The sequence below is a fragment of the Bartonella sp. P0282 genome (genome assembly GCF_048452985.1).
Taxonomy (GTDB): domain Bacteria; phylum Pseudomonadota; class Alphaproteobacteria; order Rhizobiales; family Rhizobiaceae; genus Bartonella; species Bartonella choladocola.
On sequence record NZ_WTFO01000003.1, the window covers coordinates 104,374 to 122,387 of the forward strand.

Sequence of the window (18,014 nt, forward strand, 5' to 3'; positions counted from 1 at the left end):
ACTAAAACAACGGATGACAAAACAACGGACAGCGAAAACAAATAATGGCTATTGCTCGCGACATCAATGTAGAAGCACCAACCGATCTGGCGGTGAAAGCCCGTATCCAGTCGGCCAAACTGCCTGACCTTCTCATCGAGGCGCGCCACATTGCCAACACGCTGGTTTCCGGTTTTCATGGCCGGCGCAAACGCGGCAATGGCGATAATTTCTGGCAATTTCGCCCCTATGTTGATGGCGAACCGGTAACGCGCATTGATTGGCGCCGCTCGGCGCGCGACAATCATATCTATCTTCGCGATCAGGAATGGGCAGCCGCCCAGACGATATGGATATTGCCCGATCAATCGCCCTCCATGCATTATCAATCCCGCTTTTCCGACATGCCCAAGGATAGTTATGCTATGCTTATGGCACTGACCCTTTGCGAACTTTTTTCCCGATCGGGAGAGCGTGTCGCAGTGCCGGGGCTTATGGCTCCCACCCAATCACGCAATGCGGCCGAAGAAATGGCTTTAAGTTTCGCAAATCTCAAAGCCCCCCTGAAGTTCGGTGATTTTCTTGACGTAAGCCGCCATTCGCATATCATCCTTTTAAGTGATTTTCTGGATGATCCGGACACAATTGAAAAGAAATTCGGCGCATTGGCAAATGCCGATGTGACGGCGCATTTTGTCGAAGTTTACGACCCCGCAGAAGAGCGTTTTCCCTACCATGGACGGGTCGAATTTATTGATCCGGAAAGCCGTCAACATTATCTTGCCGGTCGTGCCGAGACATTTCAGGATGCCTATTTGCGCCTCTATAAAGCGCGTCGTCAAAGTCTTGCCGATTTTGCCAACAAGAGCGGTGCGAGTTACCACATTGCCGCGACCGATAAAAAAATGAGCACGGTTATTCTCGAACTTGCCAACCTCATCGGACAGGCTCAAGGTTACAGGAGAGGTTAAGGCATGAGTTTCGGTGCACCTTTTCTGCTACTTTTTTTGTTTGCACTACCGGCTATCTGGTGGCTGTTGCATGTCACACCACCAGCACCCGCGCACGAAATTTTTCCGCCATTACGGCTTTTGTTAAAAATTGCCAATAAAGAGGAAACGCCCAACCGTACTCCGTGGTGGTTGCTGCTTTTACGGCTTCTTCTGGTGGCAATTGTCATCTTTGCCTTTGCCGATCCGATCTGGCGGCCGACATCGACAGTTTTGACAGGGCAAGCACCGCTTGCCATTGTCATTGATAATAGCTGGTCTTCGGTTCATGATTGGGACAAGCGCATCAATGCCGCGGCCGCACTCATCAAACAGGCAGATGCGGCAAAAAAGACAATCTATATTGCGGCAACCGCTGGCAATGACAATCAGGACATCCGCCCGCTCGGCAGTGAAGAAGCGGGTCGTCTTATTCACAATCTGCAACCTTTATCCCTGCCCGCTCACCGCCTTTCTATCATCAACAGGCTGATAACCGCCCTCAAAGGTCAAAAAGCCGATATTGCCTATCTTTCCGACGGCTTACAAATGGTTGAAGACGAAAGCGCATTTAATAAACTCGTTGCCAATACCAATAGCAATATCCTGCTTTACGACACCGACATTGCCGAATTGATCGCCATCACATCGGTCAAAAACGAGAGCGGGTCGCTCGCTGTCGATCTGGTACGCGCAAAAGGCAATAATGAAAAAAACTTTTCGCTTTCCGCCTTTGACCGCGAAGGGCGGCTGATCGGGGAAACTGGAGGTCGTTTTGAAGATGGTGAAACGTCGACAATTGCCGCTTTCAACTTGCCGCTCGAACTCAAAAACGACATTGCCGCTATCAGGGTGAGTGGCAGAAATGATGTTGCAAGCACATATCTTTCCGATTCCAGAAACCATATTTACCGCGTTGCAATTCTTGCAACTTCTGCCCATGAGCTCACCCAGCCGCTTTTGTCGCCCCTTTATTATGTGACCAAGGCCCTTCAGGGGCGCGACCAGATCATTACCGCAAGCAGCAATAATTTTTCCGACGCTATCGAACAACTTATCGCACAAAATCCTTCCACACTCATCATGGATGATGTTGTGAATATGCCCAAGGCTTCGCAGGATCTCCTCACCCGTTTTGTTGAAAAAGGCGGCACACTTATTCGCTTTGCAGGCCAAAATCTTGCAAGTAGCGATAGCGATGACCCGTTACTGCCGGTAAAAATGCGTCATGGAGAACGCCAATTGGGCGGCATCATGTCGTGGGCAACGCCGCAAAAGCTTGCACCTTTACCGAAAAAGGGTATTTTTGCCGATCTTGCTTTTCCCGATGATGTGACGGTGTCGAGGCAAATTCTCGCCGAACCAAGCCCTGAACTTTTCGACCACACATGGTTGAGTCTCGCCGATGGCACGCCGCTCATTACCGCCACCCAGCGTGGCAAAGGCATGTTGATTTTCATTCATACTTCGGCCGACCCGACATGGTCGACATTGCCGCTTTCGGGCTTTTTTGTCGACATGATGCAAAGACTGGCAGAAACAGCAAATCAGACAGACACGAAAAGCGACGTGGCAAAAAGTGATGAAAATATTGTACGCGACCCCTGGCAGATTATAGATGTAAACGGGGCGCTTGTACCGGCCCCCTCAACCGTATCGCCGCTAATATTGAACGATAAAACCGAGGCGCTTCCCTCGTTCAACCATCCTCCCGGCCTTTATGGAAAGAAAAACAACCTCTATGCAGTCAATCTCTTCGATAAAGAGGACAGGTTGACACCGCTCGACACAGAAATTTTTGCCGGAAAAGTGCGTTTGATGGACTATTCAAACGATGTTGAAACGCATTTGAACGGTTTTCTGCTGGCACTTGCCATTGCAATTTTTGCACTTGATACATTTGTGATGCTCTGCGGGCGACAATTGTTCGGAAAACAAGGCCGACTATTCACCGGAAAACGCAAATTTCTGGTGATTTTATTGGCCTTTGCAATGGCGTTCACCCTGCTACAGAGTTTCACGCCACAAGCTGTTTTTGCACAAAAGCTTTCCGACAAAGACACAGCAATGGCGCAATCGGCGGGAAAAACGCGGCTTGCCTATGTCATAACCGGACTGGATGACATTGATAATACAAGCAAAACCGGTCTCGAAGCTTTGGGGCAGTTCATAAAAACCCGTACAACGATTGACCCCGGCGCAGTTGCCGCACTTGATCTTGACGAGGACGAACTCGCATTTTACCCGCTCATTTATTGGTCGGTTGACGCCAATTCGCCGATGCCGACACAAAAGGCGATCGACAAAATCAACACCTATATGCATCAAGGTGGCACTGTCTTGTTCGACACCCACGACCAGATTGAAAGCGGCATGGATTTGAGCGGCAAAACCACACCCAACAACCAACGCTTGCGCGATATTCTGGATGGTCTCAACATTCCCGAACTTGAGCAGGCGCCCCCCGATCATGTTATTTCGCGATCGTTTTTTATCATGCCGGATTTCCCCGGTCGCTATAGAGGTTCGCCATTATGGATTTTATCATCGGCACTTGGGGGAAATGACAAACGGCCAATCCATGCGGGCGATGGTGTCAGCTCGATTCTCATCACTGCCAATGATTTTGCCGGTGCATGGGCGCATGACGGAAAAGGCGCATGGAAATATCCGCTTGTTCCCGATGATGAGATGCAGCGTGTTTGGGCTTTTCGCGGTGGTTTGAATATTGTCATGTATATTCTCACCGGAAATTATAAGGCCGATCAGGTGCATGTGCCGGCACTTCTGGAGCGTTTGGGACAGGAAAAATCACAATGAACCAGTCACTTGCGTTTGAACCTTTGGTTTCCTGGCCGTTAAGCCTCACTTTAATCGGTATAGCACTTGTATTTGTTATAGCCGCACTTGTTTTGCGTAAACGCGGGGCGGTTTTGCGGGCTTGTGCACTCGCTGTTATGGCAATTGCTCTCATCAATCCGGTTATGGTCGAAGAACAGCGGGAGCCGTTGAAAAGCACTGTCGGTATCGTCATAGACGAAAGCCAGAGCCAGAATTTCGGCTCGCGCTCGAAAGATACCGAAGAGGCATTGAAAATGCTTCGGGAAGAGCTTGCAAATCATCCTGAATTCGAGCCCCGCCTGATCGAGGCAAAGGCCATCTCGGACAATAATAATGGTAGCGAAACAAGGCTGTTTACGCCGTTGAACGAAGCCATTTCGGATGTTGCGCCTGCCCGTTATGCAGGCACAATCCTGATTACCGACGGTGAAGTTCATGATATTGAGGCGGCAAACGCCAACACTTCCGGTGAAAAGCCGGTGAATGCCCTTATTACCGGTGAACCCGACGAATATGACAGGCAGGTCAAGTTTGTCGACCCGCCGCGTTTCGGAATTACCAACAAACCGTTTAAAATACGGTTTGAAATTCAGGATAAGGGGAAAGTCCCCGCTTCTGCCCGTGATGCAATGGTGGAACTCAAGATCAATGGCAATGTTGTTTTCCACCAATCCGAAGCAACAAATAAAGAAATCGAAACCGAAATTACCCTTCCCCATGCCGGAAAGAACATTATCGAGGTTACGACCTCGCCTCTTTCTGGCGAGCTGACCGATGTCAATAATACCGCGGTAACGGTGGTGGATGGTGTGCGTGAAAACTTGCGCGTGCTTCTGGTTTCGGGGGAGCCACATAATGGCGAGCGCACATGGCGGGACCTGTTGAAAAGTGACCCCAGCATCGACCTTGTCCATTTCACTATTTTGCGCCCTCCCGAAAAAGCCGATAATACGCCGTTAAGCCAGCTCTCGCTGATTGTCTTTCCGACAACCGAACTGTTTGTCGACAAAATTAACGACTTTGATCTCGTCATTTTCGACCGTTACCAGCACTATAATGTGTTGCCTTTGATCTATTACGACTATGTCGCTCAATATGTGAAAAATGGTGGCGCATTGCTGATGGCAACAGGGCCCGAATTTGCCGGTGACAATTCGCTTGCGCGTACGCCGTTATTAAGCGTTCTGCCGGCATTGCCGAGCGGTGAAATTATTGAAAAACCTTTTACACCGAGCCTGACGCAAGCGGGTTTGCGCCACCCTGTCACACGCGGCCTTTCGGGCGAGGTTGTGAAAAACAATCCGGACAAAGCCGACACGTCAAAGGCACAAAATTGGGGTCGTTGGCTGCGCCAGATCGCAGTTCAGGATAGCTCCAAAAGCACCGTTCTCATGAATGGTGCAGACAACCGCCCGCTCATGTTGCTGTCGCATATTGGCAAGGGACGTGTGGGAATGTTGCTTTCCGATGAAGGCTGGTTATGGGCACGCGGTTTCGAGGGTGGCGGGCCTTATGCCGCCCTTTATAGACGCATGGCACATTGGCTGATGAAAGAGCCGGAACTCGAAGAAGAAGCACTGTCAGCTTCCGGCAATGGAAACAGGCTGACCGTTCGCCGCCAAACCATGGCCGACAAACCCGATATTGCCACAGTCCATTTCCCTTCAGGAAAAACCAAAAATGTGACTTTGGAAAAACAGCAGGAAGGTGTGTTTGAAGCAACGCTTGATACCGATGAAATCGGACTTTTCAAAGTCACCAATGGCGACAAGGAAGCGCTGACACATATTGGCGCGGTCAATTCACCCGAATATTCCGAGTTGATTTCGACTGAAGAAAAACTGTTGCCGGTGGCCGGAACCAGTGGGGGCGCAGTCACGCGTCTACACCAGAAGGCGGGTGATAAAGCCACATTGCCTGCCATAGATGTTGTAAAAGGCAAGAGTCTTGCCCCCGCACAAAGGCAAAACCGCATTCTGCTCAATGCCGCCAGCGAAACCCGACTGGTGAGCACATCCGCTTTTTCACTGTTCAACGGTGTTCTGGCGCTCGTTGCTTCACTTCTTCTGTTAGCAAGCCTCTGGTATAGAGAAGGCCGTTAAATCACCAATACGGCCTTCTTCAAAAATGAAGACAATAAAACGCGCCCCTTCAAGAATTTCGACCACAAATGAAACATGTTGCAGACTGTCACAACAGTTTCCGTTGTTCTTAACGATAACCGAAAGTCACGCCAGTTTTTACCGTTCTAAGGCCTTTCGACGGTCATAACCGTTTTTTACTCGTGCACCACCTTCCGACCGGTGCAATGCCTTTCAACCGGCGCGATCGTCTTTAACTCTCGCGAGAGTTTCGGTTGTCTCGACACTTTGTCGAGCCTGATTGTCTCGACACTTGAACAAAAGCAAAAAGACTTTGGCAAAGTCCAAAACATATGGGCAGGAACCGCCTGTTTACGATGGGCATAAGTCCTTCACCGAATTTCAAAATAGAGCCGGCGTTCACCCCATGCACCGCTTTTCATTGCCGTTGAAAGCAGATAAAATCTGCCTTGCCGATTTGACCGGTTTTCAATCTTGCCGTTTGGACTGGTTTTTGTGAAGCACAAGCCCTTTTGCTGTTTCCAATGCACGATCAACAAGTTCAAGTGCCAACAAGCGTTCAGGATTGACCGGCAAGGGCATAACCATGTCCGTTACCGGTACTTTTGAAAAACCGAAACGGCGATAATAAGGTTCATCACCAACGAGCAGAATAAAGGAAACCCCTTTGGCCTTTGCCTTTTCAATTGTGTGGCGCATCAACAGGCTCCCGACGCCTAAGCTTTTGAACTTCGGTGAAATAACAATCGGTCCAAGCAGGTAGCCATTGACATTTCCCACCACAATCGGGGTCATTCTGATTGTACCAACCAGATGATGATTGAAAATGGCAACAAATGAAAGGCCGAGGTCATGCCCGCCCTTTTCGCGGATAAGGTGGGCGGCACGTGTAAAACGGGCAGGACCGAAAGCTTCTCTGTTCAGCTCTTCGATCATTTCCTGATGATCCGTTTTTTCGGAAATCAACGTGATATTGTTATTATCAACTTTTGGCGTTTGTGAAAGGTCGAGTGCAGACGAATAATTTTCCATATGAAAACCGGCAAGAAAACAAGTGAAACATAATCAACGGCAAAGTATCCAAAACCACTGGCAGTTCATCGTCGTTGATCTGAAAAAAACATCATTGTCTACTTGTTAACTGTTTGCCTATGTCCGACGTGCATTTTCTTGGCCGAATACCTGAAATCCCGATTGGCGGCTTTAACGGCTTTTACCTATCATGGACGATTTCCGAACGGCCAAGCAATTCTTATGCAACACTAAAATTGTTAGCGGTAAAAAAGCATGAAAGCAATCACTTTATCAGCATCTTGTGAGTTTGGCTTTTTTAACGATCTATCTTTACCTGCATCCGGTTATTAAAACTGGTTCATGAATAAACAGTTGTAACAGAAATTCTTGGATAAACAGATTTTTTCTTCTTGCAGTTGATTCGACTTAGTAAACAGTCACTTAATAATCGCCGGAAACCGCCTCTGTTTTTTTCCACAGCCAACAAAATTTGTTGCAATAATGATACAGTTACTTCTCAAACAAGGCGATAAAGCGGCAAAAAGGCGATTGTTTGATTCAAATCAATGGATATTTCAGATTAAATAGGCTTGAACGTAATCAAATTACTGATGTGAAACACGCACGCATATTGATTTAGGAGACAATGATATGAAGAAATTGATCGGTAGCAGTATAGTTGCCATCGCTGCAGCACTCAGCTTCTCAGGTTCAGCTTCGGCTGCCGATGTTCAGAGTGCAAAGCCTGTTGTTCAGGAAGCTCAAAGCCCATGGCAGATCCGCGTTCGCGCTCTCGGCGTTGTTCCACGCGACAAAGGTCATGTTAACCAGATTCATGGTTCTGACCTCGACTTCTCAAGCACAGTTATTCCTGAACTCGACATCACCTATTACTTCACCAACAACATCGCTGCCGAATTGATTTTGGGTACAACCTATTCGTCAATCGACGGTCAAGGTTCGTTGCATGCAGCAGGTGCTGGCAAGCTTGGTAAAACATGGATTTTGCCTCCGACCCTTACTCTTCAATACCACTTCACCAATTTCGGCGCATTCAAGCCATATATCGGTGGTGGTGTTAACTACACAATCTTCTACAATGAAGATGCTGACCACAATTCAGCCGGCATTGGTTTGAGAGACCTCGACATCGACAACACATGGGGCGGCGCTCTTCAAGTTGGTTTTGACTACATGCTCGACCAACACTGGGGCTTCAACTTTGATGTCAAGAAACTTTACCTCCGTCCGGATTTCGACGGCAAGCTTAACAAAGCAACTGCTGACGCTTTGGGTCTGAATGAACACATCAGCGGTAAAGCCAAGCTTGATCCATGGCTGATCGGCGCTGGTGTAACCTATCGCTTCTAATAAAGGCGGGGGCTTGAAAAAGTAAATTGAGGGGGCTTGGTTTACTTTTCACAAAAAAGGGACGCTTTTTAGCGTCCTTTTTTGTTTTCAATAAGTCTCCGGCTTTTACATCTCCGGCTTTTAAGTCTCCTGCTTTATCTGATGTCCTGAATACACATCTGCATACTATTTCACGATAAAAGCGCGCCAGCCGCCTGACTGCTCAAGGGTTTTCTTCAAACTTGCTGCACCGCGCACACGCGCACTGCCAATCCTGTTTTCCAGAACACAAGCCTCGTTAACCGCGTAAGCTTCCTTGCGGGTCCATAGCATTCCTTCAAGCTTGCTCCATCACGGACACGTGCACAACAATCCTGTGTCAGAACAAAAATTTCGCTTGCCGCCCTTGCTGCTCAAAGAGTGTCTTTCAAGCCGTTTTCACTGGTCACATAGGTTCTGCCAATCCCGTTTTAGAATAAAACCGTCGTTAATCTTCCCCACTCAAAGAGAGGTTCTCTCAAGCGCGTTTCACCGCGCAGATTATGCCTGCCAATCCTGTTCTATGAAAAAGCCCGCCCTGCCTAACCTCCTGTCTCCTTGGTTACGAGAATCCTTAGAGCTTGCTACACAATGCACATAAGTTCCGCCAATCCCTTTTCAGAATAAAACCATCGTTAATCTTCCCCACTCAAAGAGAGGTTCTCTCAAGCGTGTTTCCCCGCGCAGAATATGCCTTGCCAATCCTGTTCTATGAAAAAGCCCGCCCTGCCTACCTGTTTCCTTGATTATGGGATTCCTTAGAGCTTGCTACACAATGCGCATCAGTTCTGCCAATCCCTTTTCAGAATAAAACCGTCGTTAATCTTCCCTACTCAAAGAGAGGTTCTTTCAAGCGCGTTTCACCGCGCAGAATATGCCTTGCCAATCCTGTTCTATGAAAAAGCCCGCCCTGCTTACCTGTTTCCTTGGCTACGGGAATCCTTAGAGCTTGCTACACAATGCACATAAGTTCTGCCAACCCCGTTTCAGAATGAAACCGTCGTTAATCTCCCCCCTCAAAGAGAGGTTCTTTCAAGTATGTTTCCACGCGCAGAAAATCCCTGCCAAACCTGTTGGCAAAAAACCGCTAGCCTCCCCACGGCTCAGGGAATTTCCTTCAAACCTGCCATACCGCAAACACACGCCTGACCAATTCTGTTTCATGAAAAAAGACCTGCCTAACCTCCTGCTTCTTTGGCTATGGGATTCCTTCACGCTGGCCTCACCGTGCACATACCCCTTGTCAATTCCGGTTCGGAGCAAAACTTGTTAACCTCCTTCCTGCCTATAAGGATTCCTTCAAGCTTGTCCCGCCATGCAAAGGTAATTTTGTATTTCACAACACAAAGGGTAGCTCATTTTTTTGGTTATCAATCACTCAGAATATGATTTTCCGCCCTTCGCCCGACGATTTACGAGATCATCGGCAGAGACATGCCAATCCCAGCCATTTCCTGAATGATGGCGGATTTGGATTTTATCACCGGAATTCTTATAAAACTGCGATCTTGAATCTTTCTCGCAACTCATGTTCGAGAAGAAAACGCCGCATATGTCGCGGGGCCGTTGATGGATATATGATGCCATTTTCCTGAGAGTGGCTGTTCCCGGTAAATTGCAATATAGCAATCTTGTAAATTCTACCAATCTTACAAAATGTCATACACCGGTCTTGTGCGCTTGGGTTCGAGGCCTATGAGCTAAAGCCCGCTTATTTCCATCCATGCTATTTCCGAAAGAAGCCGAATATTATGAAAGCTGCAAACGTTTGCTCCGACTTTTTTAAAAATGGAGACTTTCCCCGTTTCGTTTGCCTTCTCTCTTCCGGTGCGTGGCGAATAATTGTCTCTTTTTAAGCTGTTTTTTGAATTTTTCCGATATTATACTCTCTCAATTGCCATGTTTGTTCTTATATCCTCTTCATTTTAAAAGCTTTTTGTTTTTTTGTTGCCTATTTTTATTGTCTCGCTATGTTCTGTGGAATGTTTCACTTGGCTCATATATCCGACATTCATTTGTCGCCGCTTCCTGCCCCTCGTCTTTTCGAGCTTATGGGAAAGCGTTTAACCGGTTATATTAACTGGAAGAAAAACCGTACCGGTGAAATGGGACGGCAAACGCTTGATGCTTTAATGGAAAGTATCAAACAAAAACAGGCTGACCATCTTGTCATAACCGGTGATCTCGTGAATCTCTCTTTGCCAAAAGAATTCGCGGCCGCCAAAGACTGGCTTGTGGCGCAAGGTCCGGCGAGCGATATTTCACTCACATTCGGCAATCATGATGCCTATGTCGGGGGCGCTTTCAAAAAAGCCTGCAAAACCTTCCGGCCGTGGATTACCAGCGAAGAAGCCCATGGCTGGAGTGCTCTTTTCCCCTATATGCGGGTTCGTGGACAGGTCGCTATTATTGCCGTTTCTTCAGCCATTGCCACACCACCGTTTTTCGCAACCGGCCACTTTGACAGTGCACAGGCCTATCATCTGGCTGATCTTTTACGCGAAGCGAAAGAACGTAATCTGTTCCGGATGGTGATGATACACCACCCCCCTTATAAAAACGCTACCAATTGGCATAAAAAATTATGGGGTATTGAACGTTTCCAACGTGTCATCAAACAACAAGGTGCAGAACTTGTTCTCCATGGGCATACCCATGTTCCTTCTCTTGAACATATTGAAGGGAAAGAACGCGACGTTCCGGTGGTTGGCGTTGCTTCTGCCTCGCAAGCCTTTGGCGGTAAAAAGCCACCCGCCAATTACAACTGGTTTACAATCGACGGTGATTGTGAAAGCTGGCATTGCGGGCTTGAACGCTATACCATTATCAATAAAGAGAATGAAATCAACTGCACCGAAAAAGTTCCGCTCTTTTAGTGCATTCGATTTAGTGCATTCAAACAAAAGACCTGACAGCAATTTTCCTCTGACCGGCTGGAACACAGCCGGTTTAAAATAATACCAGCATGTAAAATAATACCAGCAGGTAAAATAATACTAGCGTGTAAAATAATACTAGCGTTTAAAATAATACCAGCGTTTAAAATAATACCAGCATGTAAAATAATACCAGCGTTTAAAATAATTCCGGCATTTGAACGAATGCGGCATAAATCGGGTTTGCTCAGCCCGAATATAGCTGTTGTAACTTGGATTTCATATGCTCGAATAAAGCGCCAAAAAACAGACGGAACACCGGTGTTTTCGAGCAAAATCTATGCCCCCAAAAAAGACAAAAAAGCCAAATAAATGCAAAGCCTTGACCTTGACGATGTTTAACGCCTGTCAGTCATGTCAATCAATTGCTCTATTGTTTCCGGATATTTCGTGTATTGAACCGAATTTCTGTTTTTTGGGACTTTTTATGTCGATTGTTTTGTCACACTGGCAAAGCGCGATTGCTCCCGATCTTTTTTATCTTTCCTTTTTCGGCCATACCGGCTTTCGTGGCGAATAAAAAACGTGGGTTTTACCCCTATTCAGAGGGCTACATAAGCCGTTTTGAAGTCATGAGGCGCTATAACCGTTTTGACGTGGTGAAGGCTACATAAGTGTTCTTGGAGTGGTAAGACGGCTTAACGTTATGAACTGTTGAGAAGACTACGGGCCGAATAAGCGTCTTGAAGTGGTGAGACGGCTTAACCGTTATAAAGTAGCGAGAAGATTATATAAGCGTTCCGGAAAGGTTGACGGGCAAGACTATTGAAACTTCCGCCGGCAACTTACCAAATGCCGCTTACTATTTTTCGCATGATTGCGATTTTCATGAGTTTGACGGGCGGCAACAGCAAGACAATAAGCCCTTGTTGCCGCCCTTGAAAAATTAGAGTTTCAAACGATTAACCGCCGAAACAATAGCATCGAGCGAAGCTGTCGCGATATTTTCATCAATGGCAACGCCGAATATTTTTCCTTCCGGATAGGCTATTTCCATATAGCAAATGGCTTTTGCATCCGAACCGCGTTGCAGTGAATGTTCCGAATAATCGACGACCGAAAGCTTCTTGCCGAGATATTTGGAAAAAGCGTCGATAAACCCGTCAACCAGACCGGTTCCCGTTCCTTTAATGGTTTTTTCTTGTCCGCGATCGGTAATTTTTGCGCTCACCTCGACACGGCCTTTTTCTTTTGGATCAGCTTTGGTCTTGTAATCGACAAAGCCGAAGCGGCCACCATTCTGTTTGACATAAGTCTTGACGAATTCATCATAAATGCGCTTCGACGGCAATTCTTTGCCTTCTTCATCGGTAATATGTTGAATCACATCGCGGAATTCGATTTGCAAAGCGCGCGGCAGGTTCAGGCCGTAGTCTGATTGCAGAATATAGGCAATGCCACCTTTGCCTGATTGCGAATTGATGCGGATAATGGCTTCATAACTTCTGCCGACATCTTGCGGATCAATCGGCAGATAAGGCACTTCCCACAAAGTCTTGTTCGACTTTTTCATTGCCTTCATGCCTTTATTGATCGCATCCTGATGCGAACCCGAAAAAGCGGTATAGACCAATTCGCCGACATAAGGGTGGCGTTCGGGAATTCTGAGCTGGTTACAATATTCGTAAACTTCCTTGATCTTTTCGATATTCGAGCAATCAAGTTCCGGATCGACGCCTTGGGTAAACATATTCAGCGCCAGCGCGACAATGTCGACATTACCGGTACGTTCGCCATTACCGAACAATGTTCCTTCAACGCGGTCGGCACCGGCAAGCAGGCCCAATTCGGTGGCGGCAATGCCACAACCGCGGTCATTATGCGGGTGCAAGGAAATCAGAACGCTGTCACGGCGGTCAATATTGCGCCCCATCCATTCGATTTCATCGGCATAGATATTGGGAGACGACATTTCGACCGTGGAAGGCAAATTCAAAATCATCTTGTGTTCGGGTGTCGGATTAACGATTTCGATGACCGCATTCGATATTTCCAGCGCAACTTCGAGCTCGGTTCCGGTAAAACTTTCAGGCGAATACTCGAAACGGTAATGTTTACCGGCTTTGGCGGCCATATCCATCACCATTTTCGCCGCATCGGTTGCGATTTTCTTGATACCGGCAACATCTTTTCCGAACACAACCCGCCGCTGCAATTCACTGGTCGAATTGTAAAAATGCACGATCGGATGATTGGCGCCATCCAGCGCCTCGAAGGTGCGGGTAATCAATTCCGGACGGCATTGCACCAGAACCTGCAAGCTTACATTTTCAGGAACATTGCCATGTTCGATACACCAGCGCGCGAAGTCGAAATCGGTTTGCGAAGCAGATGGAAAACCGATTTCGATTTCCGGAAAGCCCATTTCCAGAAGCAGGCGGAACATGCGTTCTTTACGGTCTTGTCCCATCGGGTCGATCAAAGCCTGATTGCCATCACGCAGATCGACAGAACACCAGATTGGTGCTTTTTCGATACGCTTGTCGGGCCAGGTGCGGTCTTTCAATGAAACTTGCGGGTAAGGTTGATATTTTTGTGATGCTGTCGGCATGCCTTTATGTGAAAAATTTGGTGAAATACTCATGATCTATGCTCGTCTGAAACACCGGTAACCGGTTGATATTTTAAAATGAAGATTGTTGAAGAGGAGCATTTACGCCGGCAGGTAACGACCGCCGGGCGCCCCTCACCGGCCCCGGCAGTCGCTCATAAGCCCAAGAAGAAGCAAGTTTGAAGGCAAAGCACAAAAGCCTGCATCCCCGATGCAGTACAAAACCGATAATTTTTGTGCGTCAAACTTTTCCATAGCGAAAAATATGGCACAGGTTTTTTTCAAGCGCAACCTGTTTTATCAAACCTTCACCCGTTCGTGTTCAAAGTTGTGAACCTGAACTTCAATGTTTCAAACGGGACTATCATGTTCCAAACGGGATTATCATGTTTAAAGCGGGGTTATATCCTATCATTTCGTCAAAGTTTCAACCGGTGGCGTAATTCGTTCACAAGCAAAGCTGTTTTCATGTCGTTGATTTGTTGCTTGTCATTAAGCTTTATCGCCTCTTCGACCGGCATTTCGACAATTTCGATATTTTCCCCTTCTTTGGCTAGCCCGCCACCGGCAAAACGGTGATCTTGCGGGCGGTAATTGGCCAGATAAAGCCATAGCTGTTCGGTCGAGAAACCGGGGGTTGTAAAGCCTTTGAACACAAGTTCGAGATTATGGAGCTGGTAGCCCAATTCCTCTTTTGCCTCGCGCAGCATTGTATCATCGGCTGATTCGCCCTTTTCGATGTGTCCTGCGCATGCTTCGAGCACATACATGCTGCCGGTTGCCAGATAAGTCGGTGCGCGGAACTGTTTAACAAAAAGAACCGTTTTTCTGTCCTCGTCATAAGGCAAAACCGCAGCTCCGTTGCGGTTATGGTAGGTTTCGCGCTTCACTGTTTTCCATTCGCCATCCGCATCTTGCTGCTCATAGGAAACGGCTGTCAGCTTTGTCCAATGGTCGGATAATACAGTTTCTTTCAGATTTCTGATTTTTAACATAATGCTCCTCATGCAATGGGAACGGCGGTTGTCCCCTTTGGCAATTTTGCTTCCTCTTCCGGTTCGATATGAATGACAATACGCGCGTTTTCGATTTCTTGTTTCAGAGCATCTTCGATTCTATTGCATATATCGTGCGCGTCTCCCACCGTCATTTTGGAAGGAACCACCAGATGGAATTCAATAAATGTGACCTGTCCGGCCACACGGGTTCGCAAATCATGGGCTTCGATAGCACCTGCCGCGTGACTTGAAATAATATCCCTGATGCGCATTGTCTCTTCAAGCTCGACACCGACATCCATCAGCCCCTGCACCGAATTGTTGATGACTTTCCACCCTTGCCAGAGAATGTTCAAAGCAACAATAATAGCAAGCACGGGGTCAAGAATGGCCCAGCCGCTCAAGATAGCGGCAAGAAGACCGGCAAGCACGCCGATAGATGTGAACACATCCGTCATTAAATGCATGCCATCGGCTTTCAATGCAGGTGAATGCGAGACTTTTCCCTGCTTTATCAAAATCAGCGCCCAGATTGCATTGATCGCACTGGCAACAAGATTGATCGCCAGCCCGTAGCCTGGCTGTTCGGGCAAATGGGTAGAGGTGAGCAAAGGCCATGATTCGTGTAAAATCATGATGGCGGCAACAAAAATCATTGCCCCTTCAAGAATTGCCGAAAAATATTCGGCCTTGGTGTGTCCGAAGGGGTGATCGTTATCAGCCGGTTTCATGCTGATAAGGATGGCAACATAGGCCGCAATGGCTGCGATGACATTGACAATCGATTCCAGCGCATCGGAATAAAGAGCCACCGAACCTGTTATATAATAAGCGAAATATTTGAGTACAAAAACAATAATGGCAACCGGAATAGACCAGATTGCCAATTGTTTCAGCCTTGAATTCGCACTTTTCATTGCCATGCTTTCTTGATTAGTCTTGAAACAACATTTTCAATGATCGCCATACCGACATTGCCACTTAAACTCATGATTGATTCGGGGTGGAACTGGACGGCCGCAATCGGCTGGCTTTTATGCTCGATTGCCATGATTACGCCATCAGCTGTTTCCGCCGTAACCTTGAACACGGAAGGCAAGCGGCTCGGGTCGGCAAAAATTGAATGGTAGCGGCCAACCGTTATTTCTTTTGGCAAATCCGTAAACAGCAGGGTTTCGCCGGTAATGCGGATTCGTGACGGTTTGCCGTGCATCGGTTCGCTTAATACCCGCAAACTCCCGCCAAAAGCTTCGGTCAAAGCCTGTAACCCCAGACAAACGCCGAAAATCGGAATTTTACGCGCCCGTGCTTTATTGATTGTGTCTTCACAATTGAAATCTTTCGGCGTTCCCGGCCCCGGTGACAAAACAACAAGATCGGGATTGACCGTTTCAAACACCTTGTCATCCACCGGACTTCTTACCGTTGTCACCTTGGCGCCGGTCTCGCGGAAATAATTGGCAAGCGTGTGCACAAATGAGTCTTCATGGTCGACAAGCAGAATATTGACACCCGTGCCGGGCTTTTCTTTCTCCTGCCTTACCGCCTTTGGCAATGGTTTCGCACTGTCACGGATAGCAGCAATCATGGCAGACGCTTTCAGTTCTGTCTCTTTTTCTTCCTCTTCCGGATTGGAATCATAGAGCAATGTAGCGCCTGCTCTTACCGATGCCACACCATCCTTGATACGCACGGTGCGAAGTGTTAGCCCCGTATTCATATCGCCATTGAAAAACACCATGCCGATAGCACCGGCATACCATGCACGCGCGCTTCTTTCATGATTTTCGATAAAGCGCATAGCCCATAATTTCGGCGCACCGGTCACAGTCACCGCCCATGCATGCGACAAAAATGCGTCGAACGCATCAAGGCCATTGCGCAACCGCCCTTCGATGTGATCGACCGTGTGGATAAGGCGGGAATACATTTCAATTTGCCGCCGCCCGATGACCCTGACCGACCCCGGTTCGCAAACGCGGCTTTTATCATTGCGGTCGACATCCGAACACATGGTCAATTCGGATTCGTCCTTTTTGGAATTGAGCAAAGCCAGTATCTGCTCGGAATCGGCAATGGCATCCTGTCCGCGTTTGATTGTTCCCGAAATCGGGCAGGTTTCAACCCGTCTTCCGGTTACGCGAACATACATTTCAGGCGATGCCCCAACGAGATATTCCTGTTCTCCGAGATTGATAAAAAACGAGTAAGGCGAAGGGTTGGTGAGTTTCAACCTTTTACTGATAGCCGAAGGACTTGCCGGACAAGTTTCATAGAAAGTCTGCCCCGGAACAACCTCGAACAGGTCGCCGCGCTTGAAACTTTCTTTGGCTTCTTTGACCAAAGCAGCATATTCACCCTTTTCATGATCGCCTTTTTGCGGAACGGCTTTGGCTGCTTTGAACGGTTGTTCTTCCGTGTCACGGCTCAAACCTTCAGTCGATTTTCCATTATCGGAAAAATCATAATTTTCCACCCATGCACGTGCCGAATAATGGTCGACAATCAGAATGGAATCCGGCAGGTAAAGCACCATATCCCGCTGGTCTTCCGGACGTTTTATTTTAAACTCGATCGGCTCGAACTGGAAGGCGAGATCATAGCCGAATGCCCCGTATAGACCAAGACTTTGGTCTTCGGATGAATGAAAAATATCGCAAATTGCACGCAAAAGAGAAAAAACCGATGGCATACGCGAGCGTTCTTCCTCGCTAAAGACCCGCCCCGGTTTTTTAACATCTATTGCGAGCTTATCATCTGTGCGTTTTGTCGATTGAATATCGTCCAGCGTTTGAAGACGCGGTTCGATCATGTCGATAAGAACTTTGCCGCGCTCGTTCAGGGCTTCGATTTTCATATGGCGGCCGCGCGAAGTGACAACAAGCAGCGGATTGATGAAGCCCGAATCCCAACGTGTATAGCGCCCCGGATATTCATAGTTCGATGAAAAAACTGCCCCGCGGCGGCTATCAAGAGCATCAACAATCCGGTCAATCGCTCCCTGATAGGCAATATCCTCGCAGCGACGACGAATCTTCAAACCGCCTTTTGTGAGATATTCAAAAGCTTTCTCGCCTGCCATGTTCTTATCCATATTAGAACTCCGTCCTGTTAATTAGGTCACTTATCCGGACGGAGTATATAAAAAAGGCCGCCCGGTTATCCGTCGCGACCTTGTCCTGAATTTTTGCACAAACAAACAGAGGCCGCTAAAA

Annotated in this window: 12 protein-coding genes; 5 read left to right on the plus strand and 7 right to left on the minus strand. The window is 47.7% G+C overall.

All coding sequences use genetic code 11. The features are described from left to right. Positions 1–44: 44 nt before the first annotated feature. From GQS64_RS09520 to GQS64_RS09530, 3 genes are read left to right on the plus strand one after another with little or no spacing between them, the layout of a single operon-like run. On the plus strand, positions 45–950 hold the full coding sequence (locus tag GQS64_RS09520) for a DUF58 domain-containing protein (protein ID WP_198231406.1): 906 nt from the start codon (positions 45–47) through the stop codon (positions 948–950). 3 nt (positions 951–953) lie between these two features. Continuing rightward, a complete protein-coding gene (locus tag GQS64_RS09525) occupies positions 954–3,788 on the plus strand; it encodes a DUF4159 domain-containing protein (protein WP_198231407.1) in 2,835 nt (944 codons plus the stop codon). Next, on the plus strand, positions 3,785–5,911 hold the full coding sequence (locus tag GQS64_RS09530; RefSeq protein WP_198231408.1) for a hypothetical protein: 2,127 nt from the start codon (positions 3,785–3,787) through the stop codon (positions 5,909–5,911). Before GQS64_RS09525 ends, GQS64_RS09530 begins: the two co-directional genes overlap by 4 nt. Before the next feature lie 468 nt (positions 5,912–6,379). Here the strand turns inward: GQS64_RS09530 and GQS64_RS09535 are convergent, their stop codons facing one another. Further along, positions 6,380–6,943 carry a GNAT family N-acetyltransferase gene (locus GQS64_RS09535; protein ID WP_246798542.1) on the minus strand — a complete coding sequence of 188 codons (564 nt, stop codon included), beginning with the start codon at positions 6,941–6,943 and terminating at the stop codon, positions 6,380–6,382. Between the two features lie 633 nt (positions 6,944–7,576). On the opposite strand from GQS64_RS09535, the gene GQS64_RS09540 reads away from it, so the two are divergent. Continuing rightward, positions 7,577–8,296 (plus strand): OmpW/AlkL family protein, encoded by a 720-nt coding sequence (locus tag GQS64_RS09540; RefSeq protein WP_077993040.1) that lies wholly within the window; start codon positions 7,577–7,579, stop codon positions 8,294–8,296. Positions 8,297–8,461: 165 nt separating this feature from the next. Here GQS64_RS09540 and GQS64_RS09545 read toward each other — a convergent pair whose 3' ends face one another. Then, positions 8,462–8,608 carry a hypothetical protein gene (locus GQS64_RS09545; RefSeq protein ID WP_198231409.1) on the minus strand — a complete coding sequence of 49 codons (147 nt, stop codon included), beginning with the start codon at positions 8,606–8,608 and terminating at the stop codon, positions 8,462–8,464. Between the two features lie 1,676 nt (positions 8,609–10,284). Between GQS64_RS09545 and GQS64_RS09550 the strand changes: the two genes are divergently transcribed. Continuing rightward, complete coding sequence (locus GQS64_RS09550; protein ID WP_077993041.1) at positions 10,285–11,190, plus strand: metallophosphoesterase family protein; 906 nt, start codon at positions 10,285–10,287, stop codon at positions 11,188–11,190. Here the strand turns inward: GQS64_RS09550 and GQS64_RS09555 are convergent. The 5 genes from GQS64_RS09555 to GQS64_RS09575 form a co-directional block, all read right to left on the minus strand. Then, entirely contained in the window at positions 11,187–11,525 is a 339-nt protein-coding gene (locus tag GQS64_RS09555) for a hypothetical protein (RefSeq protein WP_149866666.1), read from the minus strand. The genes GQS64_RS09550 and GQS64_RS09555 overlap by 4 nt on opposite strands. Positions 11,526–12,136: 611 nt before the next feature. Then, complete coding sequence (gene leuA / locus GQS64_RS09560) at positions 12,137–13,834, minus strand: 2-isopropylmalate synthase (RefSeq protein WP_077993045.1); 1,698 nt, start codon at positions 13,832–13,834, stop codon at positions 12,137–12,139. Positions 13,835–14,220: 386 nt separating this feature from the next. Beyond that, positions 14,221–14,796: an NUDIX domain-containing protein gene (locus tag GQS64_RS09565; protein ID WP_077993047.1), complete on the minus strand. Its 576-nt coding sequence runs from the start codon at positions 14,794–14,796 to the stop codon at positions 14,221–14,223. A gap of 8 nt (positions 14,797–14,804) precedes the next feature. Beyond that, positions 14,805–15,722 (minus strand): cation diffusion facilitator family transporter, encoded by a 918-nt coding sequence (locus GQS64_RS09570; protein ID WP_369805253.1) that lies wholly within the window; start codon positions 15,720–15,722, stop codon positions 14,805–14,807. Beyond that, a complete protein-coding gene (locus tag GQS64_RS09575) occupies positions 15,713–17,893 on the minus strand; it encodes an anthranilate synthase (RefSeq protein WP_077993050.1) in 2,181 nt (726 codons plus the stop codon). The genes GQS64_RS09570 and GQS64_RS09575 overlap by 10 nt, the downstream gene beginning before the upstream one ends. Between the last annotated feature and the right edge of the window lie 121 nt (positions 17,894–18,014).

Excerpts from the sequence above, each read along its gene's own strand:
- GQS64_RS09520 (WP_198231406.1), top strand. The coding sequence starts at position 45 with ATGGCTATTGCTCGCGACATCAATGTAGAAGCACCAACCGATCTGGCG.
- GQS64_RS09525 (WP_198231407.1), top strand. The coding sequence starts at position 954 with ATGAGTTTCGGTGCACCTTTTCTGCTACTTTTTTTGTTTGCACTACCG.
- GQS64_RS09530 (WP_198231408.1), top strand. The coding sequence starts at position 3,785 with ATGAACCAGTCACTTGCGTTTGAACCTTTGGTTTCCTGGCCGTTAAGC.
- GQS64_RS09535 (WP_246798542.1), bottom strand. The coding sequence starts at position 6,943 with ATGGAAAATTATTCGTCTGCACTCGACCTTTCACAAACGCCAAAAGTT.
- GQS64_RS09540 (WP_077993040.1), top strand. The coding sequence starts at position 7,577 with ATGAAGAAATTGATCGGTAGCAGTATAGTTGCCATCGCTGCAGCACTC.
- GQS64_RS09545 (WP_198231409.1), bottom strand. The coding sequence starts at position 8,608 with ATGCTATGGACCCGCAAGGAAGCTTACGCGGTTAACGAGGCTTGTGTT.
- GQS64_RS09550 (WP_077993041.1), top strand. The coding sequence starts at position 10,285 with ATGTTCTGTGGAATGTTTCACTTGGCTCATATATCCGACATTCATTTG.
- leuA (WP_077993045.1), bottom strand. The coding sequence starts at position 13,834 with ATGAGTATTTCACCAAATTTTTCACATAAAGGCATGCCGACAGCATCA.
- GQS64_RS09565 (WP_077993047.1), bottom strand. The coding sequence starts at position 14,796 with ATGTTAAAAATCAGAAATCTGAAAGAAACTGTATTATCCGACCATTGG.
- GQS64_RS09570 (WP_369805253.1), bottom strand. The coding sequence starts at position 15,722 with ATGGCAATGAAAAGTGCGAATTCAAGGCTGAAACAATTGGCAATCTGG.
- GQS64_RS09575 (WP_077993050.1), bottom strand. The coding sequence starts at position 17,893 with ATGGATAAGAACATGGCAGGCGAGAAAGCTTTTGAATATCTCACAAAA.